This window comes from Sinorhizobium sp. B11, from assembly GCA_039725955.1.
GTDB lineage: Bacteria > Pseudomonadota > Alphaproteobacteria > Rhizobiales > Rhizobiaceae > Rhizobium.
Genome location: CP091033.1, coordinates 494,406 through 510,580, shown reverse-complemented (window position 1 = coordinate 510,580; position 16,175 = coordinate 494,406). Strand labels below are relative to the sequence as shown.

Here is a 16,175-nt window from a genome sequence, read left to right as displayed (position 1 = left end):
CTGCGCCGCTACTGTGGCACCTCTCGATTTGATGGAGGAAACAGCATGATTGATTCATTCGACCCGCGCGCACTCGCCACCAAACTCCGCGGCTTGCGCCAGGCCGCAAAGCAGGAGCCGACGAGCGCCTTTTCGCTGCCGGCTGATCTGAACCAGGCGATGGAAACCCAGAATGCCGTGAAGGCTGAAGAAGGGATCGCGAGCAACGCCTGGAAGGTCACGGTCTCGCCCGAGGGCCAGCCGGTTACAGCGCCTCTCCATCCCTATGCCGAAGCCGTCTCCGGTGCGACCATTGCCTGGTATCCGGGCCTGAAATTCGAAACCGAAATTGCCGTTCGCTTCGGCAAGGATCTGCCCTACCGCAAGGGTGCCCCCTATAGCCGCGCCGAAGTGCTGGAGGCGATCTCCACCGCCTATCTCGGCGCCGAACTGCTGGTCAGCGCGGTCAGGGAAAGCGGTGCTGTCTCCTTCCTTCTCTTCCTCGCAGATCGCCTCGGCAATAGCGGCTATGTGCTCGGCCCCTCCATCGCAAATAGTTTCATCGATACCGCCGCAAGCACACCGCTGAAGGTCACCCAAGGCAGCAAGACAATCTATGACGGCCTAGCCAAACATCCGAAGGGCGACGTCGTGACCTGGCTGGTCGACTACGCCAACGACCCTCTGCGCCCTGAAGGTTCACTGAAATCGGGCGCGCTTGTCACCACCGGCACGCTCAGTGGCGCCGTCGAACTCACCGAACCCGGCGAGATCGACATCCGCTTCGGCGACAGCGCAAGGTTGACCTTCTCCGTCGTCTGATATCGGCATTTCCACCCGCATGAACTGGGTGATTGTCATCCCACTCCGCCTCCTGTATTAAACTTGAGTTTATGACGAAGGTTTATTTCGGTCGTCCGGCCGGAGACAGAAGTGGAAATGACGTTTCAACCGCGCATGCAAAACAGGATTCACGGCTTTTCCGTCACCAAAGGCGTCAATCGCCGGGTGTGGAACGGCATCGTGGCGGATGTCTGGGATGTGGACTGTGCTCCCCATTCCGGCGGCTACTACGTATCGCGCGACCCGCGGCTTTTCATCCTCCTTGAGAAGCGCGGGCCGGGCAATTCGCAGGTAAAGCTCTCGCCACGTGCCCACGGCACGGTCCAGGACACTGAAAAGCGGCCGATCTCCTATGTGCCGGCCGATATGGAAGTCTGGGCAGATCTGGTGGATGTGCATTCGCTGCGCCATCTCGATATCCATTTCGATGTCGAGACGATCAGCCGAAGGCTCGGCGATGATCTCGATCCGCAGCGCCTCGCCAATGCCCAGCTCCTGTTTTCCGACGAGCGGCTGTTGTCGCTCGCCCAGCTGATTGCCGCCGAATGCGTCAATCCGCAGCCGCTGCATGATCTCTATGGCGACGGCCTGTCGCTCTCCCTCATTATCGATGTGCTGAAGCTTACCAAGGTGCAGCCGCGCAAGCGCAGCAAGCTTGCCGGCTGGCAATTGCGCCGCGCCACCGATTTCATCGAGGAAAACTGCCTGCGCAACATCCGGCTTGAGGAACTGGCATCCGTCACGGGCCTGTCGCAATCGCACTTCAGCCACGCCTTCAAGGCATCGACCGGTGTTGCCCCGCATCAATATCAGACCAATCTCCGCCTCGATCGCGCAAAACATCTGCTCGTGCGCAGCGAGTATCCTCTGACGACCATTGCCGTCGAAACGGGCTTTGCCGATCAGGCCCATTTCACCCGTGTCTTCCGCAAGAATCTGGGAACCACGCCGGCGAACTGGAAAAAGGCGCAGATTGCGTAAGTGCAACACGCCTGAGCTTTTGCACGCCGCGCGGAATATTGCCCAAGAACGTTCAATTTCCACCCGATCAGGACAATCCGCCCAATTAAATTTGAGTTAAACACTCGACTTATTCAAGGCCATTGCGCGGTAGGAAAAGCCGCGGCACGAGTGGGGTAATCTATGCGAGCGCAGACCAAAGGGCTCACCTTCAGGACATATCTATTGGCAGGAACGGCTGTCACCGGCATCATGGCGATCTCTTCCGCCGTTGCCCAGGATGCCAATCCGACGCAGTTGGCGCCGATCGTCATCCAGGGCGCCGGCGATGAAACCGCCACCAGCCCCGTCAAAGGCTATGTCGCAAAAACCTCTTCCACAGGCTCCAAGAGCGATACGCCGCTGAACGAGATCCCGCAGTCGGTCTCCGTTATCGGCAAGCAGGAAATGGACGATCACGGCATCACCAACAAGATCGACGAGGCCCTGCTTTATACGCCAGGGGTCACGACCCAGCCCTTCGGCAATGACCCCGATACGGACTGGTTCTATATCCGCGGCTTCAACGCCACACAGACCGGCGTCTTCTTCGACAACCTGAACCTCTTCAGCTACGGCTTCGGCGGTTTCCAGATCGATCCGTTCATGCTGGAGCGCGTCGAGGTTCTGAAGGGGCCGGCCTCGGTTCTTTACGGTGGCGCCAATCCGGGCGGCATCATCAATCTCGTGCGCAAGCGCCCGCTCGACGAGCCGCTTTATTACACCGACATCGGTATCAACAGTAACGGCAACGCCTTCACCGGTTTCGACATATCCGACAAGGTTGGTTCCAGCGATACGATGACCTACCGTATCACCGGCAAGGTCTCCGGCGGCGACAACTACTCGGATTTCTCTCATGATTTCCGCGGCTTCATCATGCCGCAGCTGAAGATCGCACCTGACGATGCGACGAGCTTCACCGTCTGGGGTTATCTCGCAGGCCTCGATCAGGTCCATACCGGCAACGGTTTCTTCCCATATGTCGGCACGGTCGTAGACGCGCCCTTCGGCAAGATCCCGCGCGACGCCTTCTACGGCGAGCCCGATATCGACGACGGCAGTTATGTCCAGAAAATGATCGGCTATGAATTCGAGCACGAATTCGACAGCGGCGTGAAATTCACCTCGAACTTCCGTTATGGCCGGCTCGACAAGCATGAGCAGGGCCCATACCTCAACGGCTATGTCGGCGGCGTGCCGACAGCACCGGATTACAATCTGGCTCGTATCGGCTTCGAAGGCCGTTCCGGCGTCGATTCCGTCGGTATCGACAATCGCATCGAGGGCGAGGCCGAGTTCGGCGGCGCAACGCATAACCTGCTCGCCGGCATCGACTACAAATATTACCGGTTGGACAATTGGCAGGCTTGCTGCGGCTCTAACCCGATCAGCGCAACCGATCCGGTGTACGGCACGCCGCAAGGAGCCAATTTCGTTTACGCCGATGGCATTGTCACCATGAAGCAGATCGGTATTTACGCTCAGGACCAGATCCATTTCGGTGATGGCTGGCTGCTGACATTGAATGGCCGTTATGACCATGTCGATATCGACTCCGATGCCGCGATCGGGACGAGCTACAGCTTCGATGATGGCGCAGCCAGCGGCCGTGCCGGCCTCGCCTACGAGTTCGACAATGGCCTGACCCCCTATGTCAGTGTCGCAAGCTTCTTCAACCCGTTGATCGGCACCGGCATTTCCGGCCCGCTCAAGCCTGAGGAAGGCTATCAGATCGAAGGCGGTGTCAAGTATGAGCCGACTTTCTTCGACGGCGTGATTACGGCCTCGGCGTTCCAGATCGACAAGCGCAACAATGCCGTGACGAACCCGGTCACCTTCGAACAGAGTCAGCTCGGCAAGGTGCGTTCGCGCGGCTTCGAACTCGAAAGCAAGGTCAACGTCAACGACAACTGGAAGGTCACTGCCGGGCTCGACTATACCGACATGGAAGTGCTTGAAAACGAAGCCAACCCGCTTCTCGTCGGCAAATCCCCTTACATCACGCCGAAAGTCAAGGCTTCGCTCTGGATCGACTATCTCGTCACGACGGGCGCGCTGGAAGGGGTGAGCTTCGGCGCCGGCGTTCGGCATCAGGGCTGGTCCTGGGCTGACGAAGCCAACACCGAGAAGGTACCGGCAGCGACCGTGTTCGACGCGGCCATCCGCTACGAAAAGGAAAATTGGGCGGCGTCGCTCAACGTCGCCAATCTCTTCGACAAGGAGTATGTGTCGAGCTGCCAGGGCCTGACGGTCTGCGGTTACGGTGACGCACGCACGGTCACTTTCAAGCTTAGCAAGAAATGGTAAGTTGACAAATCGAGTTTAGTTTTTCAGGAAGCTGCATGAAAGGGAGGGCCTGGTCCTCCCGAACCCTTGCAGCAAAGCCGGAGTTTCCTCGTGTCCACGCCCTTCCTGAACCTTGCCGGGATCGATTACGCGATAGGCAACAGGCCGATACTCGACGGTATCGATCTGACACTTGAGGCTGGCCGTATCTATGGCCTCGTCGGCCCAAACGGCTCCGGCAAAAGCACCCTTCTGAAGATCATTGCCCGGCAGATCGCCCCGAAGAGCGGGTCCATCTCTTTCGACGGGAAGGCGGCCGCCGACTGGGGCAGTCGCGCCTTCGCCCGCCATGTCGCCTATATGCCGCAATTCACGCCAGCAACCGATGGCATGACCGTACGGGAACTGGTGGCGCTCGGCCGCTTCCCCTGGCATGGCACGCTCGGCCGCTTCAGTGCCACCGATCGCGACATGGTCGAAGAAGCAATCGTCCGCACGGAACTTGAGGACTTTGCTGATCGTCTTGTCGCGAGCATGTCTGGCGGCGAGCGCCAGCGCGCCTGGATCGCCATGATGCTTGCCCAGAACGCCCGCTGCCTGCTGCTCGACGAACCGACCTCAGCACTTGATCTCGCGCACCAAGCCAGCGTGCTGTCGCTGGTGCAGGAACTCAGCCATGAGCGCGGGCTAACCGTCGTCATCGTACTGCACGATATCAATCTCGCGGCGCGCTACTGCGATGCGATCATCGCGCTCAACCGTGGCCGCATCACCGCCGAAGGCACGCCAGCCGATATCATGCAGGCCGACATGCTGCAGTCGATCTTCGGCGTCGGCATGGGTGTTTTCCCGCATCCGGTTCGCAACGAGCCGGTCAGTTATCTGTTGTAGGCCATGGCATTTTTCTCCCGCAGGCAGCTTCTCGCCGGTGCGGCGGCCACGCTGTCGGCCCCGGCTTTGCTGCGGGCGGCCGATAGTGTGCGTGTCGCGACCCTCGATTGGGCCTTGCTCGAAACCCTGCTGGCAATCGGCGCCAATGTTGTTGCCGGAACAGAACTTCGCCAGTTCCGCGAGGTGGCGGTCATACCCGCGGTGCCAGATGATGTCGCCGATCTCGGCCTGCGGGGCACGCCAAACCTCGAAGTACTGCGGTTTGCCCGACCGGACCTGATTTTCAATTCGAACTTCTACGCCTGGGCGGATGCCCGTATGCAGCCGATCGCACCCGTCGAAAGCCACGCGATCTACAAGCCCGGCGAGAGCCCTTACATGCTGGCAGAACAGGCAACAATCGCCATCGGCGATCGCCTAGAGCTTGATGCTGCGAGAAAGCTCACAGAAGAGCTTGCCGGAAGGCTGGACCGATACAAGGCCGCATTTGCGGCGGGCGACGGCCGGCCTGTCCTTCCGATAAATCTCGGCGATGCCAGGCATTTTCGCGTCTTCGGTTCCGACAGCATGTTCGGCGAGGTGCTGAAGCGCGTCGGTCTGATCAACGCCTGGCAAGGCGCGACCAGCTACTCGGCTGCGGCCCCTGTCGGCATCGAGACGCTGGCCTCCATGCCGGATGCCTGGATCGTCATGATCCCGCCGCATCCCGTTGATGCGCTCGCCACGCTGTCGACAAGTGCCTTCTGGAATGCGTTGCCGGCGGTACGCGAGAAACGCGTGCTCGTACTTGGTTCGATCAACCCCTACGGCGCGCTGCCTGCTGCCAAGCGCTTCGCCGATCTTTTGCAGGAGGGGCTCGGTCATGCATGGAATGGCTAGCCTTGCTCAGCCCGCCCGCGGTCACAGACTTCCGCTTGCGGCGATTGTGCTTCCCGCCCTTTGCGTCGCTGCCTTCGTGTTTCTGATCGCGACACGCCCGCAGGTGCCTGACGATGCCGTTCAGGCGGCCGCCCTCGATAGCGTTTTGCTCTGGAACAGCATCCTCCCCCGCTCTGTGCTGGCGCTGGTTGCCGGTGCAGCGCTCGGACTTTCCGGAACGTTGTTGCAGCGCGTGCAGCGCAATCCGATAGCCGATGCCTCCACACTCGGCATTGCCTCCGGTGCAGAACTGGCGATGACGGCAGCGCTCAGTTTCTCGCCGTTGCTGATCGGCCCTTCGCGAGAGATCGTCGCTTTCGGCGGCGGCCTTGGCGCCGTCGCGATCGTGTTGGCGCTCAGTTGGCGACGCGGGCTCGATCCGGTCACCGTGGCGCTCTCCGGCATGATCGTCAGCATGATCGCTGCAGCGCTGAGCGTGACCCTCATCCTCGCGCGCGGCGAATATGCCATGTCGATCTATATCTGGGGTGCTGGCTCGCTCAGCCAGCAGGACTGGGATGGCGTCATCACGCTCGCACCCCGCCTCGTTCTCGGCTTTGTCGCGGCCCTGATCCTGATACGACCGCTGCGCATCCTGACGCTCGACGACAGCAGCGCCAGAAGCCTCGGCCTCGCGCTGCATATGGCGCGTTTTGCCGTCCTCGCGCTCGCTGTCTGGCTTGCAGCCTCGGTCACCTCTGAAGTCGGCGTCATCGGCTTCCTCGGCCTCGCAGCACCAGCCATCGCCAGGCTCCTGGGTGCGCGCAGTACCGGAAGCCTGATGATCGCTGCGCCACTGACCGGCGCCGCTTTGCTGTTCCTTACCGATTGCCTGACGCAAATTCTCGGCCCCGGCTTCACCGATCTCGCCCCTACCGGCGCTGCCACCGCGCTGCTCGGCGGTCCGCTGCTGCTGTTCCTGCTGCCGCGCGTGCATTCCGTCCCGGCCGTGGCAGCACAGTCAACACAGGCGCTCAAGAGGCTGTCGAAGCCAATCGCCGCCCTTGCCGTCCTGTCAGCCGCAATCCTGCTGCTCTTCGCACTCTTCCTCACGCTCGGTCCGGCCGATGATGGCTGGCATATGGCCACCGGCGTGCTCTTCACTGACCTCCTGCCTTTCCGCCTGCCGCGCACGTTAGTTGCGGCCGGTGCCGGTGGCATGCTCGCCGCCGCCGGCTTCATCATGCAGCGCGTCACCGGCAATCCGATCGCCAGTCCGGAAGTGCTCGGCATCAGCAGCGGCGCCGGCGCGGGCCTGACTGTCGCGCTCTTCCTGTTCGGCTTCCCCTCGCCCGTCATCATGCTGCTCGCTATGGCGCTGGGCGCGCTCGCGGCTTTCGGCGCGATGATCGCCATTTCCGCTCGCGCGCAGTTTTCGCCAGAGCGCATGCTGCTCGCCGGTGTCGGCATCGGCGCCTTCGCAATGGCAATCGTCACGATGGTGCTCGCGCAGGGCGACATGCGTGGTTACATCCTGCTCACCTGGCTTTCGGGCTCGACCAATCGCGCGGGTGCTTTTGAAGCCTGGACGGCAATGATTTCGCTCATCGTGCTGGTGACGCCGCTGCCCTTCCTCGGCCGCTGGCTGACGATGTTGCCGCTCGGCGGCAATTCCAGTCGATCTCTTGGCCTCCGGGTCGGCGCAAGCCGCCTGGTTCTGGCCGTGCTCGCCGCACTGATGACGGCGATCGCTTCATTCCTGGTCGGCCCACTCAGCCTCACCGGGCTCATCGCCCCGCATCTGGCGCGTCTGGCCGGCTTCGACCGGCCTGCACATCAGCTTGCTGCGAGCGTGCTTTCGGGCGCCGGGGTGCTGATGACGGCCGACTGGCTCTCGCGTGTCGTCATCTACCCCTATCAGGTGCCGGTCGGCCTTTTCGCCGCGCTGATCGGCGGCCCCTACCTCATCTGGCTGCTTTCGCGAAAGGACATCAAACAATGATGGGCGAACCCTTTACCGCATCCGGCGTCGCAATCGCCGTCGATCCAGGCCGAATGCTCGACGAGCTTTGCTCGCATTTCGTCGAGCACAGCACCGTGAAGCGCGACGGTGATCTGGTCACGCTGGAAATGATTACCGGCAAGGCCGATATCCGGCACGAGGGCCGCAAGCTCGAGATCGAACTCACGTGCCGAAGTGCGCGTGCACTCCAGAATGTCCGCTCGGTGCTTGCCGAGCATCTCTTTCAGTTCGCCGGCGAAGACACGCTGGAGCTGACATGGTCGGACGCACCGAAAGCCGACCAGCTACCGGATCTGCGCGAAATCCGCGTGATCGGCGCTCGTAACATAAGCCCGCATATGCGCCGGGTGACTGTGGCATGTGATGATGCCAGGCATTTCGCGCACGGCGGGCTGCACTTCCGCCTGCTGATCCCACCGAAGGGTCGTGCGCCCGTCTGGCCAAAGCTCCGCTCCGATGGCCGCATTGAATGGGCGAAGGATGAGGATGCGCTGACCGTGCGTATCTACACGTTCCGCAGGATCGATCTGGAACGCGGCGAGATCGATATTGATTTCGTGCTGCATGAAGGCGAAAACATGCCCGGCGCCGAATGGGCGGTGAATGCGCAGCCCGGCGATATCGCCGGTGCACTCGGCCCCGGAGGCGGGGGGGTTCCCGATGCCACGTCGATGATCCTTGCCGGAGACGAGACGGCGCTGCCCGCGATCTCGCGCATTGCGGCAGAAGTTCCCGCGGGAACGCAGTTGCGTATCTTCCTCGAAGTCGATGGTCCCTCGGAGGAATTGTCGCTGCCGTCCGCTGGCATTGTCGACCTGACCTGGATGCATCGTAACGGCGCGCCGGCCGGCACCATGGGTCTAATCGAAAGCGCCATCAAAGGCGCACTGACGGATGTCGGCGCAGAGACCTTCATCTGGGCCGGCTGTGAACGATCCGAGGCCAAGCGCATCCGCGATTTCCTCAAGACCGAACGTGGCCACGACCGGCACAAGATGAGCATCGGCGCCTATTGGGAGCGGTAGAGGCGCCTTATGCCTTTTCGCGGAACATCTCGATAATGGCGGAGAAATCCCTGCCGCCGTTGCCGAGCTTCTCGAAGAGTGCGTAGAGCTGCGCGGCTTCCGCACCAAGCGGCGTGGACGCACCGCTCGCGAGTGCAGCCTCCTGCGAAAGCCTCAGATCCTTCAGCATCAGTGCTGCAGCAAAACCCGGCTTGTAGTCATTGTTGGCCGGCGAGGTCGGCACCGGTCCCGGCACCGGGCAATAGGTGTTGATCGACCAGCATTGGCCGGATGAGGTGGAGGCGACATCGAAGAGCGCCTGATGCGAGAGACCGAGCTTTTCGGCAAGCACGAAGGCTTCGCAGACGCCGACCATGGAAATGCCGAGGATCATGTTGTTGCAGATCTTCGCCGCCTGTCCGGCGCCTGCCTCACCGCAATGAACAATCTTCTTGCCCATAGCCTCTAGGATCGGCTTTGCCTTGGCAAAGGCCTCTTCCGAGCCGCCTGCCATGAAGGTCAAGGTACCGGCGCTCGCTCCGCCCGTGCCGCCGGAAACGGGTGCGTCGAGCGACAGGCAGCTTGCTGCTTTCGCCATTTCGTGCGCCTTGCGGCTGCTTTCGACATCGATGGTCGAGCAATCGATGACGAGCGTACCCCGCGCCGCCGATTGCAATATGTCGGCCCAGGCCGTCAGCACGTGCTTGCCCTGCGGCAGCATGGTGATGATGATCTCGGCCTCCTTGACCGCCTGGCTGGCATGGCTGGCCGGTTTCACACCGCTTTCCTCCGCAGCCTTCAGCACCGGAGCCGCGAGATCGAAGCCAAGAACCTCGTGGCCGGCTTTGACGAGATTGGCAGCCATTGGCCCGCCCATGTTGCCAAGCCCGATAAATCCGATCCTTGCCATGCTCTTCTCCTATCTGTTGTCCTCGATGATCATGGCCGCCGCCTTTTCGGCAATCATGATCGTCGGCGAATTGGTATTGCCCGAAGTGATGGCCGGCATCACCGAGGCATCCGCGATCCGGAGCCTGCCGAGCGCCCGCAATCTTAGCCGCGGATCGACGACGCTGTCCCTGTCGATGCCCATGCGGCAGGTGCCGACCGGATGAAAAATCGTCGTGCCGATATCGCCTGCCGCCTTTTCCAGTTCCGCCTCGTTTCGGTAGCTCGGCCCCGGCTTGAACTCCTCTGGATGAAAGCGGGCGAAGGATGGCTGCGCGACGATCCGGCGCGTCAGCTTTATCGAGCGAACAGCTATGTCGCGATCGCGCTGTGTCGAGAGGTATTTTGGCGCAATGACGGGCTGAGCGGCAAAATCGGGGCTGGAGACATGGACAGAACCGCGGCTTTCGGGCCGGAGATTGCAGACACTCGCCGTGATTGCCGGAAAGGCGTGGACGGGATCGCCGAACTTGTCGAGGGATACAGGCTGCACATGATACTGCAGATCGGGTGTTTCCTTATCAGGGCCAGACCGCGTGAAGATGCCCAGCTGGCTTGGCGCCATCGCCATGGGTCCGGAACGGTGCATGAGATATTCGAGGCCTATTGCCGCCTTGCCGAGCAGCTTCGACGCTTTTTCGTTGAGTGTCGGCACACCTGTCACCTTATAGGCAAGCCGAAGCTGCAGATGATCCTGCAGGTTCTCCCCGATGCCCTTCACCTCGGTCAGCACGTCGATGCCGGCCTGATGGAGAACGTCACCGCGGCCGACGCCTGACAGCTCCAGAATGTGTGGCGAGCCGATGGAGCCGGCCGAAAGCACCGTCTCCTTCGCTGCATAGGCCCGCTTCGCCCTGCCGCCATGCTGGAACTCGACGCCGGTGACGGAGCCCTCCTCAACCAGCAGCCGCCGCACCTGCGCCTTGGTCATGACAGTGAGATTGCCGCGTTTCATGGCCGGGCGCAGAAAGGCCTTCGTCGCGTTCCAGCGGATGCCGGCGCGCTGGTTGACGTCGAAATAGCCGGAGCCTTCGTTGCTGCCGCGATTGAAATCTGCCGTTTCGGGAATGCCGGCCTCCTTGGCCGCCTGCTGGAAGGCATCGAGCACATCCCAGCGCACGCGCGCCTTTTCCACGCGCCATTCGCCACCGGCGCCATGCATCTCGTCCTCGCCCTTATAGTGATCTTCCGACTTGCGGAAATAGGGCAGCACGTCGTCCCAACCCCAGCCGGTGCAGCCCATCTGCCGCCAGAGATCGTAGTCGCGGGCCTGACCGCGCATATAGATCATGCCGTTGATGGAGGAACAGCCGCCGAGCACCTTGCCTCGCGGATAATTCAGCGCCCGCCCGTTCAGCCCGTCCTCGGGCGCGGTCGTAAAGCACCAGTCGGTGCGCGGATTGTTGATGCAATAGAGATAGCCGACGGGAATATGGATCCAGTGGTAGTTGTCGTTGCCGCCTGCCTCCAGCAGCAAGACCCTCGTATTGCGGTCGGCCGATAGCCGGTTTGCGAGCACGCAGCCGGCACTGCCTGCCCCGATGATGATATAGTCGTAGCGATCCATGGATCATGCACTCCGAAATGGCTGCCCTCCCGCCTCCCCGGGGCCGCGGAGGCGGGATTTTGCGGCGCCGCTGCACATCTTTTCCCATTGCAGGAAAAGAGGTCCGCCCGTTCAGCGGCGGTAGACAAAGCCCAGTTTACGCCCGAACCGCGAGGCGTAGAATTCGCCGATAATACCACGGCGGAAGATCAGCACGCAGATCATGAAGACCACGCCGGTGATGATAGTCACCGGAAATTCTGAGGTCGCGAGGTAATTCTGCAGTGTCACGACGAGGCCAGCGCCGAAGACCGGGCCGATCAGCGTGCCGATACCGCCGAGCAGGGTCATCAGGATCACCTCACCCGACATCTGCCAGGCGACATCCGTCAGCGTCGCAAACTGAAAGACCAGAGCCTTGACCGATCCTGCCAGCCCGGCAAGAGCTGCCGACATTACGAAGGCTCCGAGTTTGTAACGCGCCACGGAATAGCCGAGCGAGATTGCCCGTTGCTCGTTCTCGCGGATCGATTTCAGGATCATGCCGAAGGGCGAATTGATGAAGCGCCAGATGATCAGAAGTCCGATCAGGAACACCGCCAGCACGAAATAATACATGTTGGTGGAGCTGCTGAGATCGACGAAGCCGAAGAGGTGGCCGCGCGGCACTGACTGGATGCCATCCTCACCTTCAGTGAATTTTGCCTGCAAGCAGAAGAAGAAGAACATCTGCGACAGCGCCAGCGTGATCATGGCGAAATAGATACCCTGGCGGCGGATCGCAAAGAAGCCCATGACGAGGCCCAGAAATGCGGCCCCGGCGACGCCGACGAGGATGCCGAGCTCGGGCGGAAAGCCCCAGGACTTCACCGTATAGGCGGTGAAATAGGCAGCTCCGCCGAAGAAGGTGGCATGGCCGAAGGACAGCAGTCCCGTGTAGCCGAGCAGCAGGTTGAAGGCACAGGCAAAGAGCGCGAAGCAAAGCAGCTTCATCAGGAAGATCGGGTAGAAGAAGAAGGGCGCGAGCAAGAGAAGCAGGAGCCCGATGATCAGGAACGCGGTCTGCACCGATAAAGCAGTGCGGCTCTTTTCCGTTCGGATGGTTTCGGTGATGTCAGCCATGTCACGCATCCCGGCCGAAGAGGCCCGCGGGCCTGATGAGAAGCACGATCGCCATGATGACGAAGACGACGATATTGGAGGCCTCCGGATAGAAGACCTTGGTCAGGCCTTCCGCGATGCCAAGCACATAGCCCGTGATGATGGCGCCCATGATCGACCCCATGCCGCCGACGACGACCACGGCAAAGACGACGATGATCATGTTGGAGCCCATCAGCGGCGAGACCTGGTAGATGGGGGCGGCGAGCACGCCGGCGAAGGCCGCAAGGCCGGCGCCGAGCGCATAGGTAAAGGTCAGGAGCACCGGAACGTTGACGCCGAAGACCTGCACGAGCGTGGCGTTTTCCGTCGCCGAGCGCAGATAGGCGCCGAGCTTGGTCTTTTCGATCAGCAGCCAGGTGCCGATGCAGACGACGAGCGAAACGACCACCACCCAACCGCGATAGATCGGCAGGAACATGAAGCCGAGATTCACGCCCCCGGCCAGTGCCGGTGGCGTCGCATAGGGTTGGCCGGATGAGCCGTAGAGATAGCGGAACGTGCCTTCGACTGCGAGCGCCAGACCGAAGGTGAAGAGCAGGCCGTAGAGCGGATCGAGATCATAGAGGCGGCGAAGGAAGAGCCGCTCGATGACTGCGCCGGCTAGCCCGACGATGACGGGCGCCAGGATCAGCGACGGCCAGTAGCCGATACCGAGATAGTTCAAGAGCAGGTAGGCCACGAAGGCGCCGAGCATGTACTGGGCGCCGTGCGCGAAGTTGATGACACGCAGAAGACCGAAAATGATCGCAAGACCAAGGCTCAGCAGCGCATAGAAGGACCCGTTGATCAGGCCGATCAGCAGCTGGCCGAGCAGTGCCTGCAAGGGAATGCCGAAGATCATCGTCATCGCGTTACACTCCCAGAACCTTGTGCAGCATATCCATGCGCTGCGGCAGTTCGCCGACAGGGAATTCCGAGACCATCTGCCCATGATCCATCAGATAGAAGCGATCGGCAATACGGCTTGCGAAACGGAAATTCTGCTCGACGAGCACGATCGTCATGCCGCGCTCCTTCAGCGTCCTGAGAACCTCGCCGATCCGCTGCACGATAACAGGCGCCAGCCCCTCAGTTGGCTCATCGAGCAACAGCAGGCGCACGCCGGTGCGCAGAATGCGGGCGATCGCCAGCATCTGCTGCTCGCCGCCCGAGAGCTTGGTGCCGGAACTCGTGCGCCGCTCGTAAAGGTTTGGAAAAAGCTCGTAGATTTCATCGAGAGTCATGCCGCCGGGCGCCACGACCGGCGGCAGCATCAGATTTTCCGAAACCGTCAGCGTCGAAAAAATACCGCGCTCCTCCGGTACGAAGCCGATGCCCTTATGGGCGGTCTTATGCAGCGGCACCTGCATCATATCCGTACCAGCAAAGCTGATCTTTCCCTTCCGGGAGCGCACAATACCGGTGATGGTGCGCAAAGTCGTCGTCTTGCCGACGCCGTTGCGGCCGAGAATGGTAATCATCTCGCCCTCGCCGACCATCATATCGATGCCGTGAAGGATATGGCTTTCGCCATACCAGGCGTTCAGCCCCTGAACTTCCAGAAGCGGCGCCATCAGTGATGCTCCTCCGTGCCCATATAGGCCTGGCGCACGCGCTCATCCTGACTGACTGTTGCGTAGTCGCCCTCGGCGAGGATCTCGCCGCGCTGCAACACGGTGACATGCTGGCAGATATTGGCAACGACGGACAGATTGTGCTCGACCATCAGAACCGCGCGGTCGCGGGCGACATCGCGAATGATGGCGGAGACGACGCTGACATCCTCCTGCCCCATACCGGCCATCGGCTCATCGAGAAGCAGCACTTTCGGATCGAGCGCGAGAGTGGTCGCAATCTCCAGCACACGCTTGCGCCCATAGGAGAGGTCGGCGGCGATATGATCACGCTCCTTGGAAAGCCCGACACTGGCGAGCAATTGCTCGGCCCGATCATTGAGACTGTCGAGCGCCGAAAGCGGTCGCCAGAACTGTGTGGAAAGATTATTCGGCCGCTGCAGGGCGACCCGGACATTATCGAGCACGGAAAGATGCGGGAAGACGGCAGAGATCTGGAACGAACGGACGAGGCCCATGCGCGCCACGCGGTCCGGAGGCGTCCTGGTGATGTCGGTCCCCATCAGCGTGATGGCGCCTGATGTCGGCTGCAGGAACTTGGTGAGCAGGTTGAACACCGTCGTCTTGCCGGCACCGTTCGGCCCGATCAGTGCATGGACGCTCGCATCATGCACATCGAGATCGACATTCTTGACGGCCGTGAAGCCGCCGAAATCGCGTCGCAGGCCGCGGGCGGAGAGTACCACCCGCGGCTTGGCTCCAGTTTCAATCGCGGAAACCGCCATCGTTCACTTCACCAGATCGCAGCCGCTCTTGGCGGGATCGATATAGGCTTCCTTGCCCGGGATGGTGGCGAGAACGTTGAAGTAATCCCACGGTTCCTTGCTTTCCGCGGGCTTCTTGACCTGCAGCAGGTACATGTCATGGATCATGCGGCCGTTCGGGCCAACCGTGCCGCCACGGCCGAAGACGTCGTCGACAGGCATTTCGTGCAACTGCTTGGCGACGGCCTCCGTCTCATCCGTTCCGGCCTTCTGGATCGCCTTCAGATATTGCAGAACCGCCGAATAGGTGCCGGTGTGGATCATGTTCGGCATCTTGCCGGTGCGGGCAAAGAATTTCTTGGCGAATGCGCGGCTGTCGTCGTCGCGGTTCCAGTAATAGCCTTCCGTCAACGTCAGGCCCTGAGCTGCTTCGAGGCCAAGGCCGTGAACTTCGGCGAGCGTGAAGAGCAATGCCGCCAGATGCTGGCCACCTTGGGTGATACCGAACTCTGCCGCCTGCTTGATGGCATTCGACGTATCGAGGCCGGCATTGGCCAGGCCGATAACCTTGGCGCCCGATGATTGTGCCTGCAGCAGGAAGGACGAGAAATCCTGTGTCGACAAGGGATGGCGTACCGAACCGACGACCGTGCCGCCGCTTGCCTTTACGTAGTCGGTGGTCTGCTGTTCCAGCGAGTAGCCGAAAGCGTAATCCGCCGTCAGGAAGAACCAGCTGTCGCCGCCCTGCTTGACCAGTGCCCCGCCGGTACCGACGGCAAGTGCATGGGTGTCATAGGCCCAGTGGAAGCCATAAGGCGAGCAGGCCTTGCCGGTGAGATCAGTCGTCGCAGCACCCGTAACGATATCGATCTTCTTCTTTTCCTTGGCGACCGCCTGGACTGCGAGCGCAACCGAAGAGGTCGTCAGTTCCATGATGGCATCGACCTGTTCGGTGTCATACCACTGGCGGGCAATGTTGGAGGCGATATCAGGCTTGTTCTGGTGGTCGGCATCAACGATCTCGACCGGCATGTCGAGTACCTTGCCGCCAAAGTCCTCGACGGCCATCTTCGCGGCCTCGACAGAGGATTTGCCGCCAAAGTCGGCATAAACGCCCGACTGGTCGTTCAGGATGCCGATCTTGACCTTACCATCGGAAATAGCTGCGCTCTGGGCAAACACGGCAGTGCTGCTTGCAAGCAAAAATGCAACGGACGCAATGAAATTCTTTCGCATATTCTCTCCTCCCAGAGATTGGCCAGATCGCGAATCTGTTCAAATTTGGCGACCCGCTCTCCTCAAAGCGGCCGCTCC

Annotated in this window: 14 protein-coding genes; 7 read left to right on the top strand and 7 right to left on the bottom strand. The window is 61.2% G+C overall.

Annotation, left to right across the window (positions count from 1 at the left end; translation table 11 throughout):
- Positions 1-45 precede the first annotated feature (45 nt).
- From LVY75_02330 to LVY75_02300, 7 genes are all read left to right on the top strand, one after another.
- The gene (locus LVY75_02330; GenBank protein XAZ20823.1) at positions 46-801 is read left to right on the top strand and encodes a fumarylacetoacetate hydrolase family protein; all 756 of its coding nucleotides are present in this window, start codon (positions 46-48) and stop codon (positions 799-801) included.
- A gap of 117 nt (positions 802-918) precedes the next feature.
- Positions 919-1,803, top strand: coding sequence for an AraC family transcriptional regulator (locus tag LVY75_02325; GenBank protein ID XAZ20822.1), 885 nt, complete (start codon positions 919-921; stop codon positions 1,801-1,803).
- Between the two features lie 162 nt (positions 1,804-1,965).
- Positions 1,966-4,131 (top strand): TonB-dependent siderophore receptor, encoded by a 2,166-nt coding sequence (locus LVY75_02320; protein XAZ20821.1) that lies wholly within the window; start codon positions 1,966-1,968, stop codon positions 4,129-4,131.
- Positions 4,132-4,221: 90 nt separating this feature from the next.
- Positions 4,222-5,001 carry an ATP-binding cassette domain-containing protein gene (locus tag LVY75_02315; protein XAZ20820.1) on the top strand — a complete coding sequence of 260 codons (780 nt, stop codon included), beginning with the start codon at positions 4,222-4,224 and terminating at the stop codon, positions 4,999-5,001.
- 3 nt (positions 5,002-5,004) lie between these two features.
- Positions 5,005-5,880, top strand: coding sequence for an ABC transporter substrate-binding protein (locus LVY75_02310; protein XAZ20819.1), 876 nt, complete (start codon positions 5,005-5,007; stop codon positions 5,878-5,880).
- Positions 5,864-7,861: a Fe(3+)-hydroxamate ABC transporter permease FhuB gene (fhuB, locus tag LVY75_02305; protein ID XAZ20818.1), complete on the top strand. Its 1,998-nt coding sequence runs from the start codon at positions 5,864-5,866 to the stop codon at positions 7,859-7,861. The genes LVY75_02310 and fhuB overlap by 17 nt, the downstream gene beginning before the upstream one ends.
- Positions 7,858-8,907: a siderophore-interacting protein gene (locus LVY75_02300; protein ID XAZ20817.1), complete on the top strand. Its 1,050-nt coding sequence runs from the start codon at positions 7,858-7,860 to the stop codon at positions 8,905-8,907. Before fhuB ends, LVY75_02300 begins: the two co-directional genes overlap by 4 nt.
- A 7-nt stretch (positions 8,908-8,914) precedes the next feature.
- On the opposite strand, the gene mmsB is transcribed toward LVY75_02300, so the two are convergent.
- From mmsB to LVY75_02265, 7 genes are all read right to left on the bottom strand, one after another.
- A complete protein-coding gene (gene mmsB / locus LVY75_02295; GenBank protein ID XAZ20816.1) occupies positions 8,915-9,796 on the bottom strand; it encodes a 3-hydroxyisobutyrate dehydrogenase in 882 nt (293 codons plus the stop codon).
- Between the two features lie 9 nt (positions 9,797-9,805).
- Entirely contained in the window at positions 9,806-11,401 is a 1,596-nt protein-coding gene (locus LVY75_02290) for a GMC family oxidoreductase N-terminal domain-containing protein (GenBank protein ID XAZ20815.1), read from the bottom strand.
- Between the two features lie 111 nt (positions 11,402-11,512).
- The gene (locus LVY75_02285) at positions 11,513-12,502 is read right to left on the bottom strand and encodes a branched-chain amino acid ABC transporter permease (protein ID XAZ20814.1); all 990 of its coding nucleotides are present in this window, start codon (positions 12,500-12,502) and stop codon (positions 11,513-11,515) included.
- Between the two features lies 1 nt (position 12,503).
- Complete coding sequence (locus LVY75_02280; GenBank protein XAZ20813.1) at positions 12,504-13,391, bottom strand: branched-chain amino acid ABC transporter permease; 888 nt, start codon at positions 13,389-13,391, stop codon at positions 12,504-12,506.
- Between the two features lie 4 nt (positions 13,392-13,395).
- Positions 13,396-14,097 (bottom strand): ABC transporter ATP-binding protein, encoded by a 702-nt coding sequence (locus tag LVY75_02275; GenBank protein ID XAZ20812.1) that lies wholly within the window; start codon positions 14,095-14,097, stop codon positions 13,396-13,398.
- A complete protein-coding gene (locus LVY75_02270) occupies positions 14,097-14,882 on the bottom strand; it encodes an ABC transporter ATP-binding protein (GenBank protein ID XAZ20811.1) in 786 nt (261 codons plus the stop codon). Before LVY75_02270 ends, LVY75_02275 begins: the two co-directional genes overlap by 1 nt.
- 3 nt (positions 14,883-14,885) lie before the next feature.
- Positions 14,886-16,097 carry an ABC transporter substrate-binding protein gene (locus LVY75_02265; protein XAZ20810.1) on the bottom strand — a complete coding sequence of 404 codons (1,212 nt, stop codon included), beginning with the start codon at positions 16,095-16,097 and terminating at the stop codon, positions 14,886-14,888.
- Between the last annotated feature and the right edge of the window lie 78 nt (positions 16,098-16,175).

Bases quoted from the DNA above. Each gene is read 5' to 3' on its own strand.
- LVY75_02280 (XAZ20813.1), bottom strand. From the start codon at position 13,391: ATGACGATGATCTTCGGCATTCCCTTGCAGGCACTGCTCGGCCAGCTG.
- mmsB (XAZ20816.1), bottom strand. From the start codon at position 9,796: ATGGCAAGGATCGGATTTATCGGGCTTGGCAACATGGGCGGGCCAATG.
- LVY75_02285 (XAZ20814.1), bottom strand. From the start codon at position 12,502: ATGGCTGACATCACCGAAACCATCCGAACGGAAAAGAGCCGCACTGCT.
- LVY75_02330 (XAZ20823.1), top strand. From the start codon at position 46: ATGATTGATTCATTCGACCCGCGCGCACTCGCCACCAAACTCCGCGGC.
- LVY75_02320 (XAZ20821.1), top strand. From the start codon at position 1,966: ATGCGAGCGCAGACCAAAGGGCTCACCTTCAGGACATATCTATTGGCA.
- LVY75_02310 (XAZ20819.1), top strand. From the start codon at position 5,005: ATGGCATTTTTCTCCCGCAGGCAGCTTCTCGCCGGTGCGGCGGCCACG.
- LVY75_02275 (XAZ20812.1), bottom strand. From the start codon at position 14,097: ATGGCGCCGCTTCTGGAAGTTCAGGGGCTGAACGCCTGGTATGGCGAA.
- LVY75_02300 (XAZ20817.1), top strand. From the start codon at position 7,858: ATGATGGGCGAACCCTTTACCGCATCCGGCGTCGCAATCGCCGTCGAT.
- LVY75_02270 (XAZ20811.1), bottom strand. From the start codon at position 14,882: ATGGCGGTTTCCGCGATTGAAACTGGAGCCAAGCCGCGGGTGGTACTC.
- LVY75_02290 (XAZ20815.1), bottom strand. From the start codon at position 11,401: ATGGATCGCTACGACTATATCATCATCGGGGCAGGCAGTGCCGGCTGC.
- fhuB (XAZ20818.1), top strand. From the start codon at position 5,864: ATGCATGGAATGGCTAGCCTTGCTCAGCCCGCCCGCGGTCACAGACTT.
- LVY75_02265 (XAZ20810.1), bottom strand. From the start codon at position 16,097: ATGCGAAAGAATTTCATTGCGTCCGTTGCATTTTTGCTTGCAAGCAGC.
- LVY75_02325 (XAZ20822.1), top strand. From the start codon at position 919: ATGACGTTTCAACCGCGCATGCAAAACAGGATTCACGGCTTTTCCGTC.